The following is a 17,573-nucleotide window of genomic DNA, read 5'->3' as shown; positions in this document are numbered from 1 at the left end:
AGTTAACTGGAAATCAAGGCGTTACAACCCAGCGATATGCACCTGAAGTGCATATAAAGTGAATACGTTTGCGATACTGATGAATAAAAAGAATAAAAAACGAAATGTTATGCAGAAGTAAAATATAATTCTGGAATTGTGATCGTTGACGAAATTTACTGGAAATTACTGCGCCATTCTGACGCAGCCGCACCAAAAACGGGCATTTTTTGCGCCATCGTTGGCATCATTAACAACCATCGATCAAATCACTTAACAACAGGCAGTAAGCGCGGCGAATTTCTGCTAACATCCACGCACTCTTTATCTGAATAAATGGCAGCGACTATGAAATTTGTCTCTTTTAATATCAACGGTCTGCGCGCCAGACCACACCAGCTTGAAGCCATCGTCGAAAAGCACCAACCGGATGTTATTGGTCTGCAGGAGACAAAAGTTCATGATGATATGTTTCCGCTCGAACAAGTGGCAAAGCTTGGCTACAACGTCTTTTACCACGGGCAGAAAGGCCATTATGGCGTGGCGCTGCTGACCAAAGAGACGCCGATTACTGTGCGTCGCGGCTTCCCCGGCGACGGCGAAGAGGCTCAACGACGAATTATTATGGCGGAAATTCCCTCGCCGCTGGGTAATGTCACCGTAATCAACGGTTACTTCCCGCAGGGCGAAAGCCGTGACCATCCGATTAAATTCCCGGCGAAAGCGCAGTTCTATCAGAACCTGCAAAACTACCTGGAAACCGAACTCAAGCGTGACAATCCGGTGCTGATTATGGGCGATATGAATATCAGCCCCACCGACCTCGATATCGGCATTGGTGAAGAGAACCGCAAACGCTGGCTGCGTACCGGTAAATGCTCTTTCCTGCCGGAAGAACGCGAATGGATGGAGAGACTGATTAACTGGGGTCTGGTGGATACTTTCCGCCATGCGAACCCGGAAACGGCAGATCGCTTCTCGTGGTTTGATTACCGCTCAAAAGGTTTTGATGATAACCGTGGTCTGCGCATTGACCTGCTGCTCGCCAGCCAGCCGTTGGCGGAATGCTGCGTAGAAACCGGCATTGATTATGAAATCCGCAGTATGGAAAAACCGTCAGATCACGCCCCGGTGTGGGCGGCCTTCCGCCGCTAATTTCTCTGTTCTCCTGACTCGCTCTGGGTCAGGAGAATTAACCTTGAGAAAAATCAACAAACTGTCAGTAATGATTTGTTGCCTGCCGTCCTTTGTTATACCGTCACTGCGTTTTTAGTTGTCTGACCACTTCTCTATTATCAAGTTTGATATAGGAAACTCCACGATGAACGCTGAGCGTAAATTTCTTTTTGCCTGTATTATTTTTGCGCTGGTCATTTACGCTATCCATACTTTCGGTTTATTCGATCTGCTCATCGATTTACCTCACTTACAGGCGCTCATTCGCCAGAGCGGATTTTTCGGTTATAGCCTCTATATTCTGTTATTCATCATCGCCACCCTCTTTCTGTTGCCGGGTAGCATACTGGTGATCGCCGGTGGAATAGTCTTTGGCCCGCTCTTAGGGACGTTTCTTTCACTAATTGCCGCCACGCTGGCCTCATCATGCTCCTTCCTGTTGGCGCGCTGGCTGGGGCGTGATTTACTGCTGAAATACGTTGGTCATAGCCACACTTTCCAGGCCATAGAAAAAGGTATTACGCGTAACGGTATCGATTTTCTTATTTTGACCCGCTTAATCCCGCTATTTCCTTACAATATTCAAAATTATGCTTATGGATTAACCGCCATCTCCTTCTGGCCTTATACCCTTATTTCGGCATTAACTACTCTGCCCGGAATAGTAATTTATACCGTAATGGCAAGCGATCTCGCCAGTGAAGGCATTACGCTGCGCTTTATTTTAAAACTCTGTCTGGCAGGACTGGCGCTGTTTATTCTCGTCCAGTTCGCCAGACTCTACGCCCGACACAAACACGTGGATCTGTCTGCTTCGCGCCGCAGCCCACTAACTCACCCCAAAAATGAAGGATAGAACGATGTTGCAACATTATTCAGCGTCATGGAAAAAAGGACTGGCTGCACTGTGTTTACTGGCAGCCGCAGGGCTTAGTGGCTGCGATCAAAAAGAGAACACCGGAGCAAAAGTGGAATACGACGGGCTTTCCGCCAGCCAGCCACTGCGTGTCGATGCCAATAACCATACGGTCACCATGTTAGTGCAAATTAATGGCCGTTTTCTGATAGACGATACCCGCCACGGCATTGTGTTTAAAGATGGCTCCAACGGACATAAATCGCTGTTTATGGGTTATGCGACCCCGAAAGCATTTTATGAAGCCCTGAAACAGGCCGGTGGCACGCCGGGCGAAAACATGACGATGGATAATAAAGAAACGACCCATGTGGCGGGCAGCAAACTGGATATTTCGGTCAACTGGCAAGGGGCGGCAAAAGCGTATTCCTTCGATGAGGTGATTGTCGATAGCAATGGCAAGAAACTGGACATGCGCTTTGGCGGTAATTTAGCAGCGGCAGAAGAGAAGAAAACTGGCTGCCTGGTGTGTCTCGATAGCTGCCCGGTCGGTATCGTCAGCAATGCGACATACACTTATGGGGCAGTGGAAAAACGCGGTGAAGTGCAATTCAAAGGTAATGCGTCGATTCTCCCGGCAGATAACACGCTGGCAACGGTTACCTTTAAAATCGCCGAATAAAACCAGGATAAAGGATGATGAAAATGCAATCGCGTAAAATCTGGTACTACCGTGCCACCATCATCATCCTGTTGATCGCTTCGCTGCTGGCATGGGCGCTGCTTCCTGGCGTCCATGAGTTTATCAATCGCAGCGTTGCGGCGTTTGCCGCCGTCGATCAACAGGGTATAGAACGCTTTATTCAGTCTTACGGCACACAAGCGGCTGTGGTCTCGTTCTTCCTGATGATCTTACAGGCCATTGCCGCGCCGCTGCCTGCGTTTTTGATAACCTTTGCCAATGCGTCGCTGTTTGGCGCATTCTGGGGCGGCTTGCTGTCTTGGACCAGTTCGATGGCGGGCGCGGCGCTGTGCTTTTTTATCGCCAGAGTGATGGGCCGCGAAGTGGTGGAAAAGTTAACCGGCAAAACCGTGCTTAACAGCATGGACGGCTTTTTTACTCGCTACGGCAAACACACCATCCTGGTATGTCGGTTATTGCCTTTTGTCCCTTTCGATCCTATCAGCTATGCTGCCGGATTGACTTCAATACGTTTTCGCTCGTTTTTTATCGCCACCGGGCTTGGTCAGCTACCCGCAACCATCGTCTATTCCTGGGCGGGCAGCATGTTAACGGGAGGCACATTCTGGTTTGTCACCGGGCTGTTTATTCTGTTTGCCCTGACCGTGGTGATATTTATGGCGAAAAAAATATGGCTTGAACGCCAGAAGAGGAATGCCTGATGGGTTTACCGCCGCTTAGCAAAATTCCTTTGATTTTACGTCCGCTGGCGTGGCTGCATCGTCGCCATTATGGCGAGGTGCTAAGTCCTATTCGCTGGTGGGGGCGAATTCCGTTTATCTTTTATCTGGTGTCGATGTTTGTCGGCTGGCTGGAGCGCAAACGCTCACCGCTCGATCCGGTGGTGCGATCGCTTGTCAGCGCACGCATTGCACAAATGTGTCTGTGTGAATTTTGCGTAGATATCACCAGTATGAAAGTCGCGGAGCGTACCGGCAGCACTGACAAACTGCTGGCGGTGGCTGACTGGCGGCAAAGCCCGCTGTTCAGCGATGAGGAGCGGCTGGCGCTGGAATACGCCGAAGCCGCGAGCGTTACACCGCCAACGGTCGATGATGCCCTGCGTACCCGACTGGCTGCCCATTTTGACGCTCAGGCGCTCACCGAGCTGACAGCATTGATCGGCCTGCAAAATATGTCAGCCCGTTTTAACTCTGCCATGGACATTCCCGCTCAGGGGCTGTGCCGTATTCCTGAAAAACGTTCTTAAGGAGAGATGATGCGCCATTGTGTGTGGTTGCTGGGATTGTTATCGCTGTTTTCTTTGGCAACACATGCCAGTGACTGGCAGGAAATCAAAAACGACGCCAAAGGGCAAACCGTCTGGTTTAACGCCTGGGGCGGCGATACCGCAATTAACCGCTATCTCGACTGGGTTAGCGGCGAGATGAAAACCCATTACGCTATAAACCTGAAGATTGTCCGTCTGGCGGATGCCGCAGACGCAGTAAAACGCATTCAGACCGAAGCCGCAGCCGGGCGCAAAACAGGCGGTTCGGTGGATCTGCTCTGGGTGAACGGCGAAAACTTCCGCACCTTAAAAGAGGCCAATTTATTACAAACGGGCTGGGCGGAGACTCTACCCAACTGGCATTACGTCGATACGCAACTGCCGGTACGGGAAGATTTTTCTGTACCTGTCGAAGGTGCAGAATCTCCGTGGGGTGGCGCACAACTGACGTTTATCGCCCGCCGCGATGTTACGCCACAGCCACCACAAACGCCGCAAGCATTGCTGGAGTTTGCCAAAGCCAATCCCGGCACGGTTACTTATCCGCGCCCACCAGACTTCACAGGCACGGCGTTTCTGGAACAGTTGCTGATTATGCTGACGCCCGATCCCGCCGCATTAAAAGAAGCGCCGGACGATGCGACTTTCGCCCGGATCACTGCGCCCTTGTGGCAATATCTTGATGCACTGCATCCGTATTTGTGGCGCGAAGGAAAGGATTTTCCGCCCTCGCCTGCACGGATGGATGCCCTGCTAAAAGCCGGTACATTGCGCCTGTCGCTAACCTTTAACCCCGCTCATGCCCAACAAAAAATAGCCAGCGACGATTTGCCAGCAAGCAGTTACAGCTTCGGCTTTAGCGAGGGGATGATTGGCAACGTGCATTTCGTCACCATTCCTGCCAACGCGAATGCCAGTGCTGCGGCGAAAGTTGTCGCCAACTTCCTGCTCTCACCCGATGCGCAACTGCGTAAAGCAGATCCTGCTATCTGGGGCGATCCTTCGGTTCTCGATCCACAAAAACTGCCTGACACGCAGCGTGAAACATTGCAATCAAGAATGCCGCAGGAGCTGCCACCGGTACTGGCTGAACCGCACGCGGGTTGGGTAAATGCGCTGGAACAAGAATGGCTACGCCGTTACGGTACGCATTAATCTTTCTGCTGTGGGCGATGGTGGCGGTGATTTATGCACCGCTGATCCCGGCTGCTTTCACGCTGATAGCGCCAGCCTTGTCGCTGACGCACTGGCAGGCGTTATTTGCCGACCCGCAGTTACCGCAGGCATTACTGGCGACGCTGGTTTCGACGACTATCGCGGCGGTCGGGGCGCTGTTGATTGCCCTGCTGGTGATTGTGGCGCTGTGGCCTGGCGCAAAATGGCTGCGTATGTGCGCCCGTCTGCCGTGGCTGCTCGCCATTCCCCACGTGGCTTTTGCCACCAGCGCCCTTCTGCTCTTTGCTGACGGCGGCCTGCTTTACGACTATTTCCCGTATTTCACTCCACCAATGGACAAATTGGGTATTGGGCTGGGTTTCACTCTGGCGGTGAAAGAAAGCGCATTTCTGCTATGGATCTTGTCAGCCGCGCTAAGTGAAAAACGGCTGCTACAGCAGGTTATAGTGATGGATTCACTGGGCTACAGCCGCTGGCAATCCCTGAACTGGCTGCTGTTGCCCTCCGCCGCTCCTGCGCTGGCAATGGCGATGCTGGCAATTGTCGCATGGACGCTGTCGGTCGTGGATGTGGCAATTATCCTCGGGCCAGGTAATCCACCGACGCTGGCAGTAATAAGCTGGCAGTGGTTAACCCAGGGCGACACCGATCAACAAATGAAAGGCGCGCTCGCCAGCCTGCTGCTGATGCTGTTACTCGCCGCCTGTGTTTTGCTGGGCTATCTGTTATGGCGCACCTGGCGGCACACCATTCCCCGTGAAGATGGCGTTCGCAAGCCGGCTGCGCCTTTACTGCCCGGCTATACGCTGGCGTGGTTTTTACCCTTAACCGGTGTGCTCTGTGTGGTTCTGCTGGCGATCCTCGCAGATCAGTCGACTAACAATCACGTGGCGCTGCTCAATAGCCTGACGATGGGACTGGTAGCGACGTTCATCGCTTTGATCCTGTTACTGCTATGGCTGGAATGGGGGCCACAGCGTCGCCAGTTGTGGTTATTGTTGCCCATTTTATTACCGGCACTGCCATTAGTGGCAGGCCAGTACACGCTGGCATTATGGTTGAATCTGGATGGTAGCTGGACGGCGGTGGTCTGGGGGCATCTGTTGTGGGTGATGCCGTGGATGCTGTTTATCCTGCAACCTGCCTGGCGGCGTATTGACTCACGGTTAATTTTAATTGCGCAGACGCTAGGCTGGTCGCGTGCCAAAATCTTCTTTTACGTGAAATGTCCTCTTATGCTACGCCCTGCGCTAATTGCATTCGCTGTCGGATTTTCAGTGAGTATTGCGCAATATATGCCGACGCTGTGGCTCGGTGCGGGACGTTTCCCGACGCTGACGACAGAAGCGGTGGCGTTAAGCAGCGGCGGCAGCAACGGTATTCTCGCCACCCAGGCTTTATGGCAACTGCTATTACCGCTTATTATTTTTGCCCTGACCGCCCTGCTTGCAAAATGGGTAGGTTATGTCAGACAAGGACTCCGCTAATGCTCTGCGTGAAAGATGTTTCGCTACGTTTGCCAGGAACCTGCTTACTAAAGGACGTCAACTTTACGGTCACTAAAGGTGACATTGTCACGTTAATGGGGCCGTCTGGCTGTGGGAAATCTACGCTGTTTTCCTGGATGATTGGCGCGCTGTCCGGGCAGTTTTCTTGTACAGGTGAGCTTTGGCTCAATGAGCAACGCCTCGATAGCCTGCCGACTGCACAGCGCCAGATTGGTATCCTTTTCCAGGATGCGCTGCTATTTGACCAGTTCAGCGTCGGGCAAAATTTGCTGCTGGCGCTACCGGCGACACTAAAAGGTGTTGCAAGGCGCAATGCCGTGAATGATGCGCTTGAGCGTGCGGGACTTGGTGATACTTTCCATCAGGATCCGACAACTCTGTCTGGTGGTCAGCGGGCACGGGTAGCTCTGCTACGCGCCCTTCTCGCCCAACCCAAAGCATTATTACTCGATGAACCGTTCAGCCGTCTTGATGTGGCTCTGCGCGATAATTTTCGCCAGTGGGTGTTCAGCGAAGTTCGCGCCCTGGCGATCCCCGTCGTTCAGGTAACTCACGATCTCCAGGATGTTCCTCCTGATAGTTCTGTTCTGGATATGGCGCAGTGGTCAGAAAATTACAACAAACTGCGATAACGCAAAGTTTTTCTCAATACATCAGTTCAGAATGGCGCACTCAAAACTACAATGTCGGGATTTTCGATGAAACGTGTTTCTCAAATGACCGCGCTGGCAATGGCTTTAGGGCTGGCTTGCGCTTCTTCGTGGGCCGCTGAACTGGCGAAGCCTCTTACTCTTGACCAGCTTCAACAACAAAATGGCAAAGCGATAGATACTCGCCCCAGCGCGTTTTATAACGGCTGGCCACAAACTTTAAATGGCCCTTCCGGTCATGAACCTGCCGCCTTAAACCTTTCTGCAAGTTGGCTCGACAAAATGAGCGCCGAACAGCTCAACGAGTGGATCAAGCAGCATAACCTGAAAACCGATACGCCAGTGGCGTTATACGGTAATACTAAAGACGTCGAAGCCGTCAAAACGCGACTGCAAAAAGCAGGCTTTACGCATATCTCCATCCTGAGTGACGCGCTAAGCGAACCTTCCCGCCTGCAAAAATTGCCGCACTTTGAGCAACTGGTTTATCCGCAATGGCTGCATGACCTGCAACAAGGTAAAGAGGTTACGGCAAAACCTGCCGGTGACTGGAAAGTCATTGAAGCAGCCTGGGGCGCACCAAAGTTTTACCTTATCAGCCATATTCCCGGCGCTGACTACATCGATACCAACGAAGTTGAAAGCGAACCGCTGTGGAACAAAGTTTCCGATGAGCAACTGAAAGCGATGCTGGCAAAACACGGCATTCGCCATGACACCACGGTCATTCTGTACGGGCGAGACGTTTACGCAGCAGCACGTGTGGCGCAGATTATGCTGTACGCAGGCGTGAAAGATGTACGCCTTCTGGACGGCGGCTGGCAAACCTGGTCCGATGCGGGGCTGCCCGTTGAGCGCGGTACGCCACCGAAAGTGAAGCCGGAACCTGACTTCGGCGTGAAGATCCCGGCGCAACCGCAACTGATGCTCGATATGGAGCAGGCACGTGGACTGCTGCATCGTCAGGATGCTTCACTGGTAAGCGTTCGTTCATGGGCTGAATTTATTGGCACCACCAGCGGCTATGACTACATCAAGCCAAAAGGTGATATCCCAGGTGCTCGTTGGGGTCATGCGGGCAGCGACTCAACGCATATGGAAGATTTCCATAACCCGGACGGTACCATGCGTACTGCGGATGACGTCGCGGCAATGTGGAAAGAATGGAATATCCGGCCAGATCAACAAGTCTCGTTCTATTGCGGCACCGGCTGGCGCGCCTCAGAAACCTTTATGTATGCGCGCGCAATGGGCTGGAAAAATGTCTCCGTTTACGACGGCGGCTGGTATGAATGGAGCAGCGATCCGAAAAATCCGGTAGCAACCGGTGAACGCGCCCCGGACAGTAGCAAATAACACGGCAATTACTGACGCTGAAGCGACTTCAGCGTCAGATACCCACTCCACACTCGCGTAAATGTTGTCATCCAGCACAGCGCGCCAAATACCCACGCCAACCACGGGAAATACGCCGGAAAGAGACAACTTAAAACAAACAGCAAAATCGTCTCGCTGCCTTCAGTCAACCCGCCCAGATAGTAAAACGATTTGTGCGCATAACCGGGGTTATCAATCTGATGTTTCGCCGCCAGCGCAGCAAATGCGAGAAAACTGCTGCCCGTGCCGATAAACGCAAACAACAGCCAGCCTCCGGCCAGCGCGTTTTGTTCTGGTGCGGCGAGAATAAACCCGAACGGCACCAGCGCGTAAAAGAGAAAATCGAGAGAAATATCAAGAAAACCGCCTGCGTCAGTTAACCCTCTGCGCCTCGCCAGCGCGCCGTCCAGTCCATCAAGCAACCTGTTGAGCAAAATGGCAATCAGCGCCGCCAGATACCATCCCAGTGCCAGAAACGGCAAGGCCAGCACGCCGATGGCAAACCCCACTAACGTTAAACCATCTGGCGTTATACCGGGTCTATCAAGAACCCGCACACACTGATGCAACAACGGTTTAATTCGCGGATGAAGATGGCGGTCTAACACAGGTACTCCTTACATATAAAGCCCTTCTGATCGGGCAACACTGCGGATATTATGACATTTTTCCGGTATTCGACCGTGGGTAATTTATGAAAATGATTGAAGTTGTTGCTGCCATTATCGAAAGGGATGGCAAAATTTTACTCGCACAACGCCCCGCCCATAGCGATCAGGCGGGGTTATGGGAGTTTGCCGGTGGCAAAGTCGAGGCGGCTGAAAGTCAGCCACAGGCGCTGGTACGGGAATTGCGCGAAGAACTGGGCATTGACGCAACGGTTGGTGAATATGTTGCCAGCCATCAGCGGGAAGTGTCTGGCCGGATTATCCATCTTCATGCCTGGCACGTACCGGACTTCCACGGTACGTTACAGGCACACGAACATCAGGCGCTGGTCTGGTGTCTGCCAGAGGAAGCATTGCAATATCCGCTGGCTCCTGCTGATATTCCACTACTTCATGCGTTTATGGCTTTACGCGCCGCCAGACCAGCGGATTGGTGCTAATGGTTTTGTCATCCCGCTGGCATTGCAGCAGTATCCCCTCCGCTTTAATCACTGCGCCCTCCGAATAATTTTGATCCTGATAAACGCAGCACTGGTTACAGGGCTGCGCCGATTTCCCGCCAGAACTAAACACCTCCGACGGCACATTCACTTCCACATCCGGACGGTATTGCGGGTTAGCCAGCGCAAATAATGGAAATACCAACGCTACGGCGAGTAATGTTCGACTCACAGGAAACTCCTTATTTTTCGTTGCCTCTGGTACTGATAACGGTTACCAGGCGGAAAAACTTTAGCATCTGGTAGCCGGATGCGGCGTGAACGCCTTATCCGCCTACGCTCCACTCTTGAAAATGCGCCCGTTTTTTCAGGTCTGATAAAACGCACCTGACATTAGGTGACTTTTATAACTACCACACATTATTAATTTGCTTTCCGGTGTCATTTTTTTCTTGCTTACCGTCACATTCTTGATGGTATAGTCAAAAACTGCAAAAGCACATGACATAAACAACATAAGCACAATCGTATTAATATATAAGGGTTTTATATCTATGGTTCAGACATATTCTCTGGAGTCATTCCTCAACCATGTCCAAAAGCGCGACCCGAATCAAACCGAGTTCGCGCAAGCCGTTCGTGAAGTAATGACCACTCTCTGGCCTTTTCTTGAACAAAATCCAAAATATCGCCAGATGTCGTTACTGGAGCGCCTGGTTGAACCGGAGCGCGTGATCCAGTTTCGCGTGGTGTGGGTTGATGATCGCAATCAGGTACAAGTTAACCGTGCCTGGCGTGTCCAGTTCAGCTCCGCCATCGGCCCGTATAAAGGCGGTATGCGTTTCCATCCGTCCGTAAACCTCTCCATTCTTAAATTCCTCGGCTTCGAACAAACCTTTAAAAATGCCCTGACTACCCTGCCGATGGGCGGCGGTAAAGGCGGCAGTGATTTCGATCCAAAAGGGAAAAGTGAAGGCGAAGTGATGCGTTTCTGCCAGGCGCTCATGACCGAACTGTACCGTCATCTGGGTGCAGATACCGACGTTCCGGCGGGCGATATCGGCGTTGGTGGTCGTGAAGTCGGCTTTATGGCGGGGATGATGAAAAAGCTCTCCAACAATACCGCCTGCGTCTTCACCGGCAAGGGGCTATCTTTTGGCGGCAGTCTGATTCGCCCGGAAGCGACCGGTTACGGTCTGGTTTATTTCACTGAAGCGATGCTGAGACGCCACGGTATGGGTTTTGAAGGAATGCGCGTTTCCGTTTCTGGCTCCGGCAACGTCGCCCAGTACGCTATCGAAAAAGCGATGGAATTTGGCGCTCGCGTGGTTACCGCATCAGATTCCAGCGGCACCGTGGTTGATGAAAGCGGATTCACGAAAGAGAAACTGGCGCGTCTTATCGAAATCAAAGCCAGCCGCGATGGTCGCGTGGCAGATTACGCCAAAGAATTTGGCCTGGTCTATCTCGAAGGCCAACAGCCGTGGTCTGTGCCGGTGGATATCGCCCTGCCATGCGCGACCCAGAACGAACTGGATGTAGATGCCGCGCACCAGCTTATCGCTAATGGTGTTAAAGCGGTGGCGGAAGGGGCAAATATGCCAACTACCATCGAAGCGACTGAACTGTTCCAGCAGGCAGGCGTACTGTTTGCACCGGGCAAAGCGGCTAATGCTGGCGGCGTCGCGACATCGGGGCTGGAAATGGCGCAAAACGCTGCACGTCTGGGCTGGAAAGCCGAGAAAGTTGATGCGCGTTTGCACCATATTATGCTGGATATCCACCATGCCTGTGTTGAACACGGTGGTGAAGGTGAGCAAACCAACTACGTGCAGGGCGCGAATATTGCAGGCTTTGTGAAGGTTGCCGATGCGATGCTGGCGCAGGGCGTAATTTAAGTCATCAGGCGTTTGCGCCGGATGCGGCGTGGACGCCTCATCCGGCCTACAAAAATCTACTGCATCAGACCTTTATGTTATCGCTCCACTGCCCGCGTCTTCTGATGGCGGGCTTTTTTTCACCGCTCGCTTGCGTGGTGAAGCCTTTTTCTTCTCTTCTCCACTACCCGGTGCCACTATGCCGCGAAACTGCCGCACCGGCGTACGTTTTGCCTGATCAATCAATTGGTAAAGCGTCCCCACCAGCGGCTGCATAAAGTCCTGGTAGCGACACTGCTTTTCGCTGATTTGCGTCAGCACCGATTCCCAGTGTGCCGTCATGTCCGGTCGCGTTGCCATCTCTGGCAGCGAATGGAATAACGCTTTTCCGGCGTCGGTGGAGTGGATATAGCGCCCTTTTTTGGTCAGGAAACCACGCTTGAACAGCAGTTCAATAATCCCGGCACGAGTTGCTTCCGTCCCCAGTCCATCGGTCGCACGAAGGATTTTTTTCAGATCTTTGTCCTGCACAAAGCGCGCGATCCCGGTCATCGCTGAAAGCAGCGTTGCATCGGTGAAATGACGTGGTGGCTGAGTTTGCCGCTCTACCACTTCACCTTTTTCACACAATAACTCATCGCCTTTCGCTACCACCGGCAGCGGTGTACCATCGTTTTCTTCATCACGCTCTTTGCTGCCTAACAGCGTGCGCCAGCCTGCTTCAGCAAGAAAACGGGCTTTAGCGACAAATTTGCCTTTGGCAATGTCCAGTTCGATAACACATTTGCGGAACACCGCATCCGGACAGAACTGCATCAAATACTGACGGGCAATCAGGTTATAGACCTTCGCTTCGTTCTCCGTCAGGTTGATGGCAGAACTCCGCGCGGTCGGGATGATGGCGTGGTGCGCATCGACCTTTTTGTCATCCCAGCAGCGATTGCGTAAATCTGGATCAACCACCGGCTGCGGTAACAAGCCCGGCGCATGAACGCTGATGGCATTCATTACCGCCTGACGTCCGGCAAAATGTTCTTCCGGCAAATAACGACAATCGGAACGCGGATAAGTGATCAGTTTGTGCGTTTCGTACAGCTTCTGGCAGATATCAAGTACGTTCTGCGCACTCAGACCAAAGCGTTTTGCTGCTTCAATCTGCAACGCCGAAAGTGAAAACGGCAACGGCGCGGATTCTGATTCCCGTTTATCGTTATAATTGGTGACAATCGCCGGTTGACCGCTGATGCGGTTAACCACATGCTCCGCCAGTGGACGATGCAGCAAGCGCCCTTCTTCATCCTGGTACGGCTCACACGCTTCGCTCGGTTGCCAGATAGCGGTAAATCGCTCATCGGCAGGCGTCACGATATGCGCTTTGACCTCAAAGAAATCTTTCGCCACGAAGTTTTCAATTTCTTCGTCGCGGCGCACCACCAGCCCGAGCACTGGCGTCTGCACGCGTCCAACGGAAAGTACGCCCTGATAACCCGCATTGCGACCGAGAATGGTGTACGCGCGGGTCATATTGATGCCATACAGCCAGTCGGCACGCGCTCGCGCCAGCGCAGAAACGCATAGCGGTACAAACTCGCTATTGGAACGAAGACGATCGATCGCCCGTTCAACCGCCTGCGGGTTCAGGTCGTTGATCAAGCAACGCTGCACCTGCTGGCGCTTTTCCGGTGCCAGTTGCAGATAGTCCAGCACTTCATCCACCAGCAATTGCCCTTCACGATCCGGGTCCCCGGCATGAACGATTTCGCTGGCTTCATGCAAAAAGCGTTTGATGACATTAAGTTGTTTGGTCACGGAGGGTCGGGGCTGTAATTGCCACTTTTCCGGGACAATCGGCAAATCCGCAAGATTCCAGCGCGCATAGCGACTGTCGTAGGCGTCTGGCTGCGCCTGCTCAAGCAGGTGACCAATACACCAGGTCACCACCTGACCGTTACCGCACTCGATAAAGCCATCGCCTTTACGGTGCGGTTTGGGCAAGACATCAGCAATAGCGCGCGCCAGACTCGGTTTTTCGGCAATAAATAACCGCATTGAATTAACGGATCTCAACCATGGCACGACCAGCGCGCGCAGGCACCAGTTCGCCAATCGCCGTCAGTTCGATACCAAATTCGGCAGCGGTAGCTTTTACTTCGTTTTCAGCCTCTGGCATCACCGCCAGCAGCAGACCGCCGGAGGTTTGCGGATCGCACAGCAGATCGCGCACTTCACGCGGCATTTCACCCATCAGATGACCATAGCTGGCAAAGTTGCGTTCGGTGCCGCCAGGTACTGCACCCAGCTTAATGTACTCTTCCACGCCAGGCAGTTTCGGGATCGCGTCATAGTCGACACGTGCCTGTACGCCTGCGCCCTGACACATTTCGCTCAAATGCCCCAGCAGACCAAAACCAGTCACGTCAGTCATCGCTTTTACGCCTTCGATGTTGGCAAAGGACGCGCCTGCGATGTTCATCCGGCACATCACTTCCGTCGCCAGCCCCTGATGTTCCGGTTTCAGCAGTGATTTTTTCTCCGCAGTGGTAAGAACGCCAATCCCCAACGGTTTCGTCAGGAACAGTTTACATCCGGCTTGTGCGGTACTGTTTTTCTTCACCCGCTCAGTTGGAACGATCCCCGTGACCGCCAGACCGAAAATCGGTTCCGGCGCGTCGATGGAGTGACCGCCAGCCAGCGCAATACCCGCCTGACGACATGCGTAGCGACCACCTTCGGTGACTTCGCGGGCAATTTCCGGGGACAGTTTGTTAATCGGCCAGCCGAGGATCGCAATTGCCATAATCGGTTTTCCGCCCATCGCGAAGATATCGCTGATGGCGTTAGTCGCGGCAATGCGGCCAAAATCGAAAGGGTTATCAACGATCGGCATAAAGAAGTCGGTGGTGCTGATAACGCTGGTGCCATTGCCCAGATCGTATACCGCCGCATCGTCGCGGGTTTCGTTACCCACAAGCAAATTCGGATCAACAAACTTCGCCTGTTCGCTGTGCAGGATGGTTTCCAGCACTTTTGGGGAAATTTTACAGCCGCAACCGGCTCCGTGGCTGTATTGGGTCAAACGAATCGAGTTCTCGCTCATGGACATCTCCTGTCAATGCAATCCGGGTATGGTAACCCTCATTCCGTGAAGTGATAAGTGAGAGTGTCTGAATTACTGCGCCTTTGCTCACAATCCACACAGTTTTGCCGTTTTTATCAAAAATAAGTCACAAACGGTGTCGGGTCCGGAATGTTTATCGACGTTGACGCTTTCAGTTGTGGCGTACCGAGATAGAGAAATCCGACAATTTTATCCTGCTCGCGACAGCCGAATGCGTCACGCACCACCGGGCTTTCAGTTAATGCGCCACTGCGCCAGATGCCGCCAAAGCCCTGGGCAACCGCCGCCATTTGCATTGCCATAACCGCGCAACCCGCCGACATTTCCTGCTCCCAGCGCGGGACTTTATGATTTTCTTCGCATTTCGCCACCACCGTTATGATGAGCGGCGCCCGGAACGGCGCATTACGCGCTTTGTCGATTGCTTTTTCATCGTTACCGGCAGCAATCGCCCCCTGCTCCAGAACGGCACTGAAACGCTCACGCCCTTCCCCTTCAATCACAAAGAAATGCCACGGTTGTATGGATTTATGGTCTGGCGCACGCATACCCGCGCGCAGGATATTTTGCAGTTGCTCACCCGTTGGCGCTGGCTCAGCCAGACGGGAGGCGCTACGGCGGTTGATCAATAGTTCGAGTGCATCCATTTGATTAACTCCTGTCATGATGTTTATTCACAAAATTAACACGAGAGTGGATTTTGTTACAGCACAGTCCATGATTCCTGCTGACAAGTGCCGGTTGGGTCATTACGATAACCACATCACTTGCACCTGTAACAGGTGTAACTTTTAGTCTGGGAGAATACATGCGAACCCTTTGGCGATTTATTGCCGGATTTTTTAAATGGACGTGGCGTCTGCTGAATTTCGTCCGTGAAATGGTACTTAACCTGTTCTTTATTTTTCTCGTGCTGGTTGGCGTGGGGATCTGGATGCAAGTCAGCGGTGGTGATTCGAAAGAAACCGCCAGCCGTGGCGCGCTGCTGCTTGATATTTCTGGTGTGATCGTCGATAAGCCCGACAGTTCGCAGCGGTTTAGTAAGTTAAGTCGTCAGTTGCTTGGTGCCAGTTCCGATCGTCTGCAGGAAAACTCGCTGTTTGATATCGTCAACACCATTCGCCAGGCGAAGGACGACCGGAATATCACCGGTATCGTGATGGATCTGAAAAACTTCGCGGGCGGCGATCAGCCTTCCATGCAGTACATCGGCAAAGCTCTGAAAGAGTTTCGTGACAGCGGTAAACCGGTTTATGCCATTGGCGAGAACTACAGTCAAGGGCAGTATTATCTTGCCAGTTTCGCCAATAAAATCTGGCTTTCCCCGCAGGGTGTGGTCGATCTGCATGGCCTTGCCACCAACGGTCTGTACTACAAATCGTTGTTGGATAAGTTAAAAGTTTCCACTCATGTGTTTCGCGTAGGTACGTATAAATCTGCCGTTGAACCGTTTATTCGTGATGATATGTCACCGGCAGCCCGCGAAGCTGACAGCCGCTGGATTGGTGAGCTGTGGCAAAACTATCTTAATACCGTTGCCGCTAACCGCCAGATCCCTGCCCAGCAGGTATTCCCTGGGGCGCAAGGTTTGCTTGATGGTTTAACCAAAACTGGCGGCGATACCGCGAAGTATGCGCTGGATAACAAACTGGTGGATGCGCTGGCGTCAAGTGCCGAAATCGAAAAAGCCCTGACCAAAGAGTTTGGCTGGAGTAAGGCTGATAAAAATTATCGCGCTATTAGCTATTACGATTACGCATTGAAAACGCCGGCAGATAGCGGTGACGGCATTGGTGTAGTGTTTGCCAATGGTGCAATTATGGATGGCGAGGAAACTCAGGGGAATGTAGGCGGCGATACCACTGCGGCACAAATCCGCGATGCTCGTCTTGATCCAAAAGTGAAAGCAATTGTTCTGCGCGTTAATAGCCCTGGTGGCAGCGTTACGGCTTCTGAGGTGATCCGCTCTGAACTGGCAGCAGCCAGAGCAGCGGGCAAACCTGTGGTTGTGTCAATGGGCGGCATGGCGGCATCCGGTGGCTACTGGATCTCCACTCCGGCTAATTACATTGTGGCTAACCCCAGCACCCTGACCGGCTCTATTGGTATTTTCGGCGTGATCACCACCGTAGAAAACAGTCTGGATTCGATTGGTGTTCATACCGATGGCGTCTCAACTTCACCGCTGGCGGATGTTTCCATCACTAAAGCACTGCCGCCGGAAGCGCAGCAGATGATGCAGCTAAGCATTGAGAATGGCTACAAACGCTTTATCACGCTGGTTGCCGATGCGCGCAAATCGACGCCGGAACAGATTGATAAAATCGCTCAGGGGCACGTCTGGACGGGTCAGGATGCGAAAGCTAACGGCCTGGTCGATAGCCTCGGTGATTTCGATGATGCGGTCGCAAAAGCGGCAGAACTGGCAAAACTGAAGCAGTGGCATCTGGAATATTACGTCGATGAACCGACCTTCTTCGACAAAGTGATGGACAACATGTCAGGTTCTGTCCGGGCGATGTTGCCAGATGCGCTCCAGGCCATGTTACCTGCCCCGCTGGCCTCGGTGGCCTCTACCGTGAAAAGCGAAAGCGACAAGCTGGCAGCGTTTAACGATCAGCAAAACCGTTATGCGTTTTGCCTGACCTGCGCCAACGTGCGTTAAGTCTTGTACTGAGTGGTCGACAGATCGTCGGCCACTTATTTTTTACGTCTACGAATCCCCCTTCCCGCTGTTTCGCCCCATATTTCCTTATCCGCATAGTATCAGGTGCG

17 protein-coding genes are annotated in these 17,573 nt (G+C 52.7%); 12 read left to right on the top strand and 5 right to left on the bottom strand.

The genetic code is table 11. The features are described 5' to 3' along the window. The first annotated feature begins 327 nt into the window (after nucleotides 1–327). The 9 genes from xthA to ynjE all read left to right on the top strand — a co-directional run bounded on the left by xthA (nucleotide 328) and on the right by ynjE (nucleotide 8,674). Nucleotides 328–1,134, top strand: a complete 807-nt coding sequence (gene xthA, locus FC814_RS13125; protein ID WP_137326041.1) for an exodeoxyribonuclease III — start codon at nucleotides 328–330, stop codon at nucleotides 1,132–1,134. A gap of 166 nt (nucleotides 1,135–1,300) precedes the next feature. Next, the gene (locus tag FC814_RS13120; RefSeq protein ID WP_024212352.1) at nucleotides 1,301–2,011 is read left to right on the top strand and encodes a TVP38/TMEM64 family protein; all 711 of its coding nucleotides are present in this window, start codon (nucleotides 1,301–1,303) and stop codon (nucleotides 2,009–2,011) included. 4 nt (nucleotides 2,012–2,015) lie between these two features. Then, on the top strand, nucleotides 2,016–2,693 hold the full coding sequence (ydjY, locus tag FC814_RS13115; RefSeq protein WP_137326040.1) for a lipoprotein YdjY: 678 nt from the start codon (nucleotides 2,016–2,018) through the stop codon (nucleotides 2,691–2,693). Between the two features lie 14 nt (nucleotides 2,694–2,707). Then, a complete protein-coding gene (locus tag FC814_RS13110) occupies nucleotides 2,708–3,415 on the top strand; it encodes a TVP38/TMEM64 family protein (RefSeq protein WP_000977122.1) in 708 nt (235 codons plus the stop codon). Beyond that, nucleotides 3,415–3,963: a carboxymuconolactone decarboxylase family protein gene (locus FC814_RS13105; RefSeq protein ID WP_137326039.1), complete on the top strand. Its 549-nt coding sequence runs from the start codon at nucleotides 3,415–3,417 to the stop codon at nucleotides 3,961–3,963. The genes FC814_RS13110 and FC814_RS13105 overlap by 1 nt, the downstream gene beginning before the upstream one ends. A gap of 9 nt (nucleotides 3,964–3,972) precedes the next feature. Continuing rightward, entirely contained in the window at nucleotides 3,973–5,139 is a 1,167-nt protein-coding gene (locus FC814_RS13100; RefSeq protein WP_137326046.1) for an ABC transporter substrate-binding protein, read from the top strand. Beyond that, complete coding sequence (locus FC814_RS13095) at nucleotides 5,112–6,647, top strand: ABC transporter permease subunit (RefSeq protein WP_000224949.1); 1,536 nt, start codon at nucleotides 5,112–5,114, stop codon at nucleotides 6,645–6,647. Before FC814_RS13100 ends, FC814_RS13095 begins: the two co-directional genes overlap by 28 nt. After that, nucleotides 6,647–7,300 (top strand): ATP-binding cassette domain-containing protein, encoded by a 654-nt coding sequence (locus FC814_RS13090; protein WP_085460653.1) that lies wholly within the window; start codon nucleotides 6,647–6,649, stop codon nucleotides 7,298–7,300. The genes FC814_RS13095 and FC814_RS13090 overlap by 1 nt, the downstream gene beginning before the upstream one ends. Before the next feature lie 66 nt (nucleotides 7,301–7,366). After that, nucleotides 7,367–8,674: a thiosulfate sulfurtransferase YnjE gene (gene ynjE, locus FC814_RS13085; RefSeq protein ID WP_010345866.1), complete on the top strand. Its 1,308-nt coding sequence runs from the start codon at nucleotides 7,367–7,369 to the stop codon at nucleotides 8,672–8,674. An 8-nt stretch (nucleotides 8,675–8,682) separates the two neighbouring features. Here ynjE and FC814_RS13080 read toward each other — a convergent pair whose 3' ends face one another. Beyond that, the gene (locus FC814_RS13080) at nucleotides 8,683–9,303 is read right to left on the bottom strand and encodes a CDP-alcohol phosphatidyltransferase family protein (protein WP_000886996.1); all 621 of its coding nucleotides are present in this window, start codon (nucleotides 9,301–9,303) and stop codon (nucleotides 8,683–8,685) included. Nucleotides 9,304–9,389: 86 nt separating this feature from the next. Between FC814_RS13080 and nudG the strand changes: the two genes are divergently transcribed. Then, a complete protein-coding gene (nudG, locus tag FC814_RS13075; protein WP_137326038.1) occupies nucleotides 9,390–9,803 on the top strand; it encodes a CTP pyrophosphohydrolase in 414 nt (137 codons plus the stop codon). On the opposite strand, the gene FC814_RS13070 is transcribed toward nudG, so the two are convergent. Then, nucleotides 9,763–10,035, bottom strand: coding sequence for a YnjH family protein (locus tag FC814_RS13070; protein ID WP_000091758.1), 273 nt, complete (start codon nucleotides 10,033–10,035; stop codon nucleotides 9,763–9,765). The two genes, nudG and FC814_RS13070, sit on opposite strands and share 41 nt — an antisense overlap. Before the next feature lie 322 nt (nucleotides 10,036–10,357). Between FC814_RS13070 and gdhA the strand changes: the two genes are divergently transcribed. After that, the gene (gene gdhA, locus FC814_RS13065) at nucleotides 10,358–11,701 is read left to right on the top strand and encodes an NADP-specific glutamate dehydrogenase (RefSeq protein WP_137326037.1); all 1,344 of its coding nucleotides are present in this window, start codon (nucleotides 10,358–10,360) and stop codon (nucleotides 11,699–11,701) included. 72 nt (nucleotides 11,702–11,773) lie between these two features. Here the strand turns inward: gdhA and topB are convergent, their stop codons facing one another. From topB to FC814_RS13050, 3 genes are all read right to left on the bottom strand, one after another. Continuing rightward, entirely contained in the window at nucleotides 11,774–13,729 is a 1,956-nt protein-coding gene (gene topB / locus FC814_RS13060) for a DNA topoisomerase III (RefSeq protein ID WP_137326036.1), read from the bottom strand. A 4-nt stretch (nucleotides 13,730–13,733) separates the two neighbouring features. Continuing rightward, complete coding sequence (gene selD, locus FC814_RS13055; RefSeq protein ID WP_010345861.1) at nucleotides 13,734–14,777, bottom strand: selenide, water dikinase SelD; 1,044 nt, start codon at nucleotides 14,775–14,777, stop codon at nucleotides 13,734–13,736. Between the two features lie 116 nt (nucleotides 14,778–14,893). After that, nucleotides 14,894–15,445, bottom strand: a complete 552-nt coding sequence (locus FC814_RS13050) for an NAD(P)H nitroreductase (protein WP_137326035.1) — start codon at nucleotides 15,443–15,445, stop codon at nucleotides 14,894–14,896. A gap of 161 nt (nucleotides 15,446–15,606) precedes the next feature. Between FC814_RS13050 and sppA the strand changes: the two genes are divergently transcribed. Continuing rightward, nucleotides 15,607–17,463, top strand: a complete 1,857-nt coding sequence (sppA, locus tag FC814_RS13045; RefSeq protein WP_137326034.1) for a signal peptide peptidase SppA — start codon at nucleotides 15,607–15,609, stop codon at nucleotides 17,461–17,463. Nucleotides 17,464–17,573 lie beyond the last annotated feature (110 nt).

Origin of the sequence: Escherichia sp. MR, from assembly GCF_005280595.1 — a bacterium.
Lineage (GTDB): Bacteria > Pseudomonadota > Gammaproteobacteria > Enterobacterales > Enterobacteriaceae > Escherichia > Escherichia ruysiae.
Note: the sequence above shows the minus strand (reverse complement) of the source record. Positions and strands in the feature narration are given on the sequence as shown.

Excerpts from the sequence above, each read along its gene's own strand:
- xthA (WP_137326041.1), top strand. The coding sequence starts at position 328 with ATGAAATTTGTCTCTTTTAATATCAACGGTCTGCGCGCCAGACCACAC.
- FC814_RS13120 (WP_024212352.1), top strand. The coding sequence starts at position 1,301 with ATGAACGCTGAGCGTAAATTTCTTTTTGCCTGTATTATTTTTGCGCTG.
- ydjY (WP_137326040.1), top strand. The coding sequence starts at position 2,016 with ATGTTGCAACATTATTCAGCGTCATGGAAAAAAGGACTGGCTGCACTG.
- FC814_RS13110 (WP_000977122.1), top strand. The coding sequence starts at position 2,708 with ATGATGAAAATGCAATCGCGTAAAATCTGGTACTACCGTGCCACCATC.
- FC814_RS13105 (WP_137326039.1), top strand. The coding sequence starts at position 3,415 with ATGGGTTTACCGCCGCTTAGCAAAATTCCTTTGATTTTACGTCCGCTG.
- FC814_RS13100 (WP_137326046.1), top strand. The coding sequence starts at position 3,973 with ATGCGCCATTGTGTGTGGTTGCTGGGATTGTTATCGCTGTTTTCTTTG.
- FC814_RS13095 (WP_000224949.1), top strand. The coding sequence starts at position 5,112 with ATGGCTACGCCGTTACGGTACGCATTAATCTTTCTGCTGTGGGCGATG.
- FC814_RS13090 (WP_085460653.1), top strand. The coding sequence starts at position 6,647 with ATGCTCTGCGTGAAAGATGTTTCGCTACGTTTGCCAGGAACCTGCTTA.
- ynjE (WP_010345866.1), top strand. The coding sequence starts at position 7,367 with ATGAAACGTGTTTCTCAAATGACCGCGCTGGCAATGGCTTTAGGGCTG.
- nudG (WP_137326038.1), top strand. The coding sequence starts at position 9,390 with ATGAAAATGATTGAAGTTGTTGCTGCCATTATCGAAAGGGATGGCAAA.
- gdhA (WP_137326037.1), top strand. The coding sequence starts at position 10,358 with ATGGTTCAGACATATTCTCTGGAGTCATTCCTCAACCATGTCCAAAAG.
- topB (WP_137326036.1), bottom strand. The coding sequence starts at position 13,729 with ATGCGGTTATTTATTGCCGAAAAACCGAGTCTGGCGCGCGCTATTGCT.
- selD (WP_010345861.1), bottom strand. The coding sequence starts at position 14,777 with ATGAGCGAGAACTCGATTCGTTTGACCCAATACAGCCACGGAGCCGGT.
- FC814_RS13050 (WP_137326035.1), bottom strand. The coding sequence starts at position 15,445 with ATGGATGCACTCGAACTATTGATCAACCGCCGTAGCGCCTCCCGTCTG.
- sppA (WP_137326034.1), top strand. The coding sequence starts at position 15,607 with ATGCGAACCCTTTGGCGATTTATTGCCGGATTTTTTAAATGGACGTGG.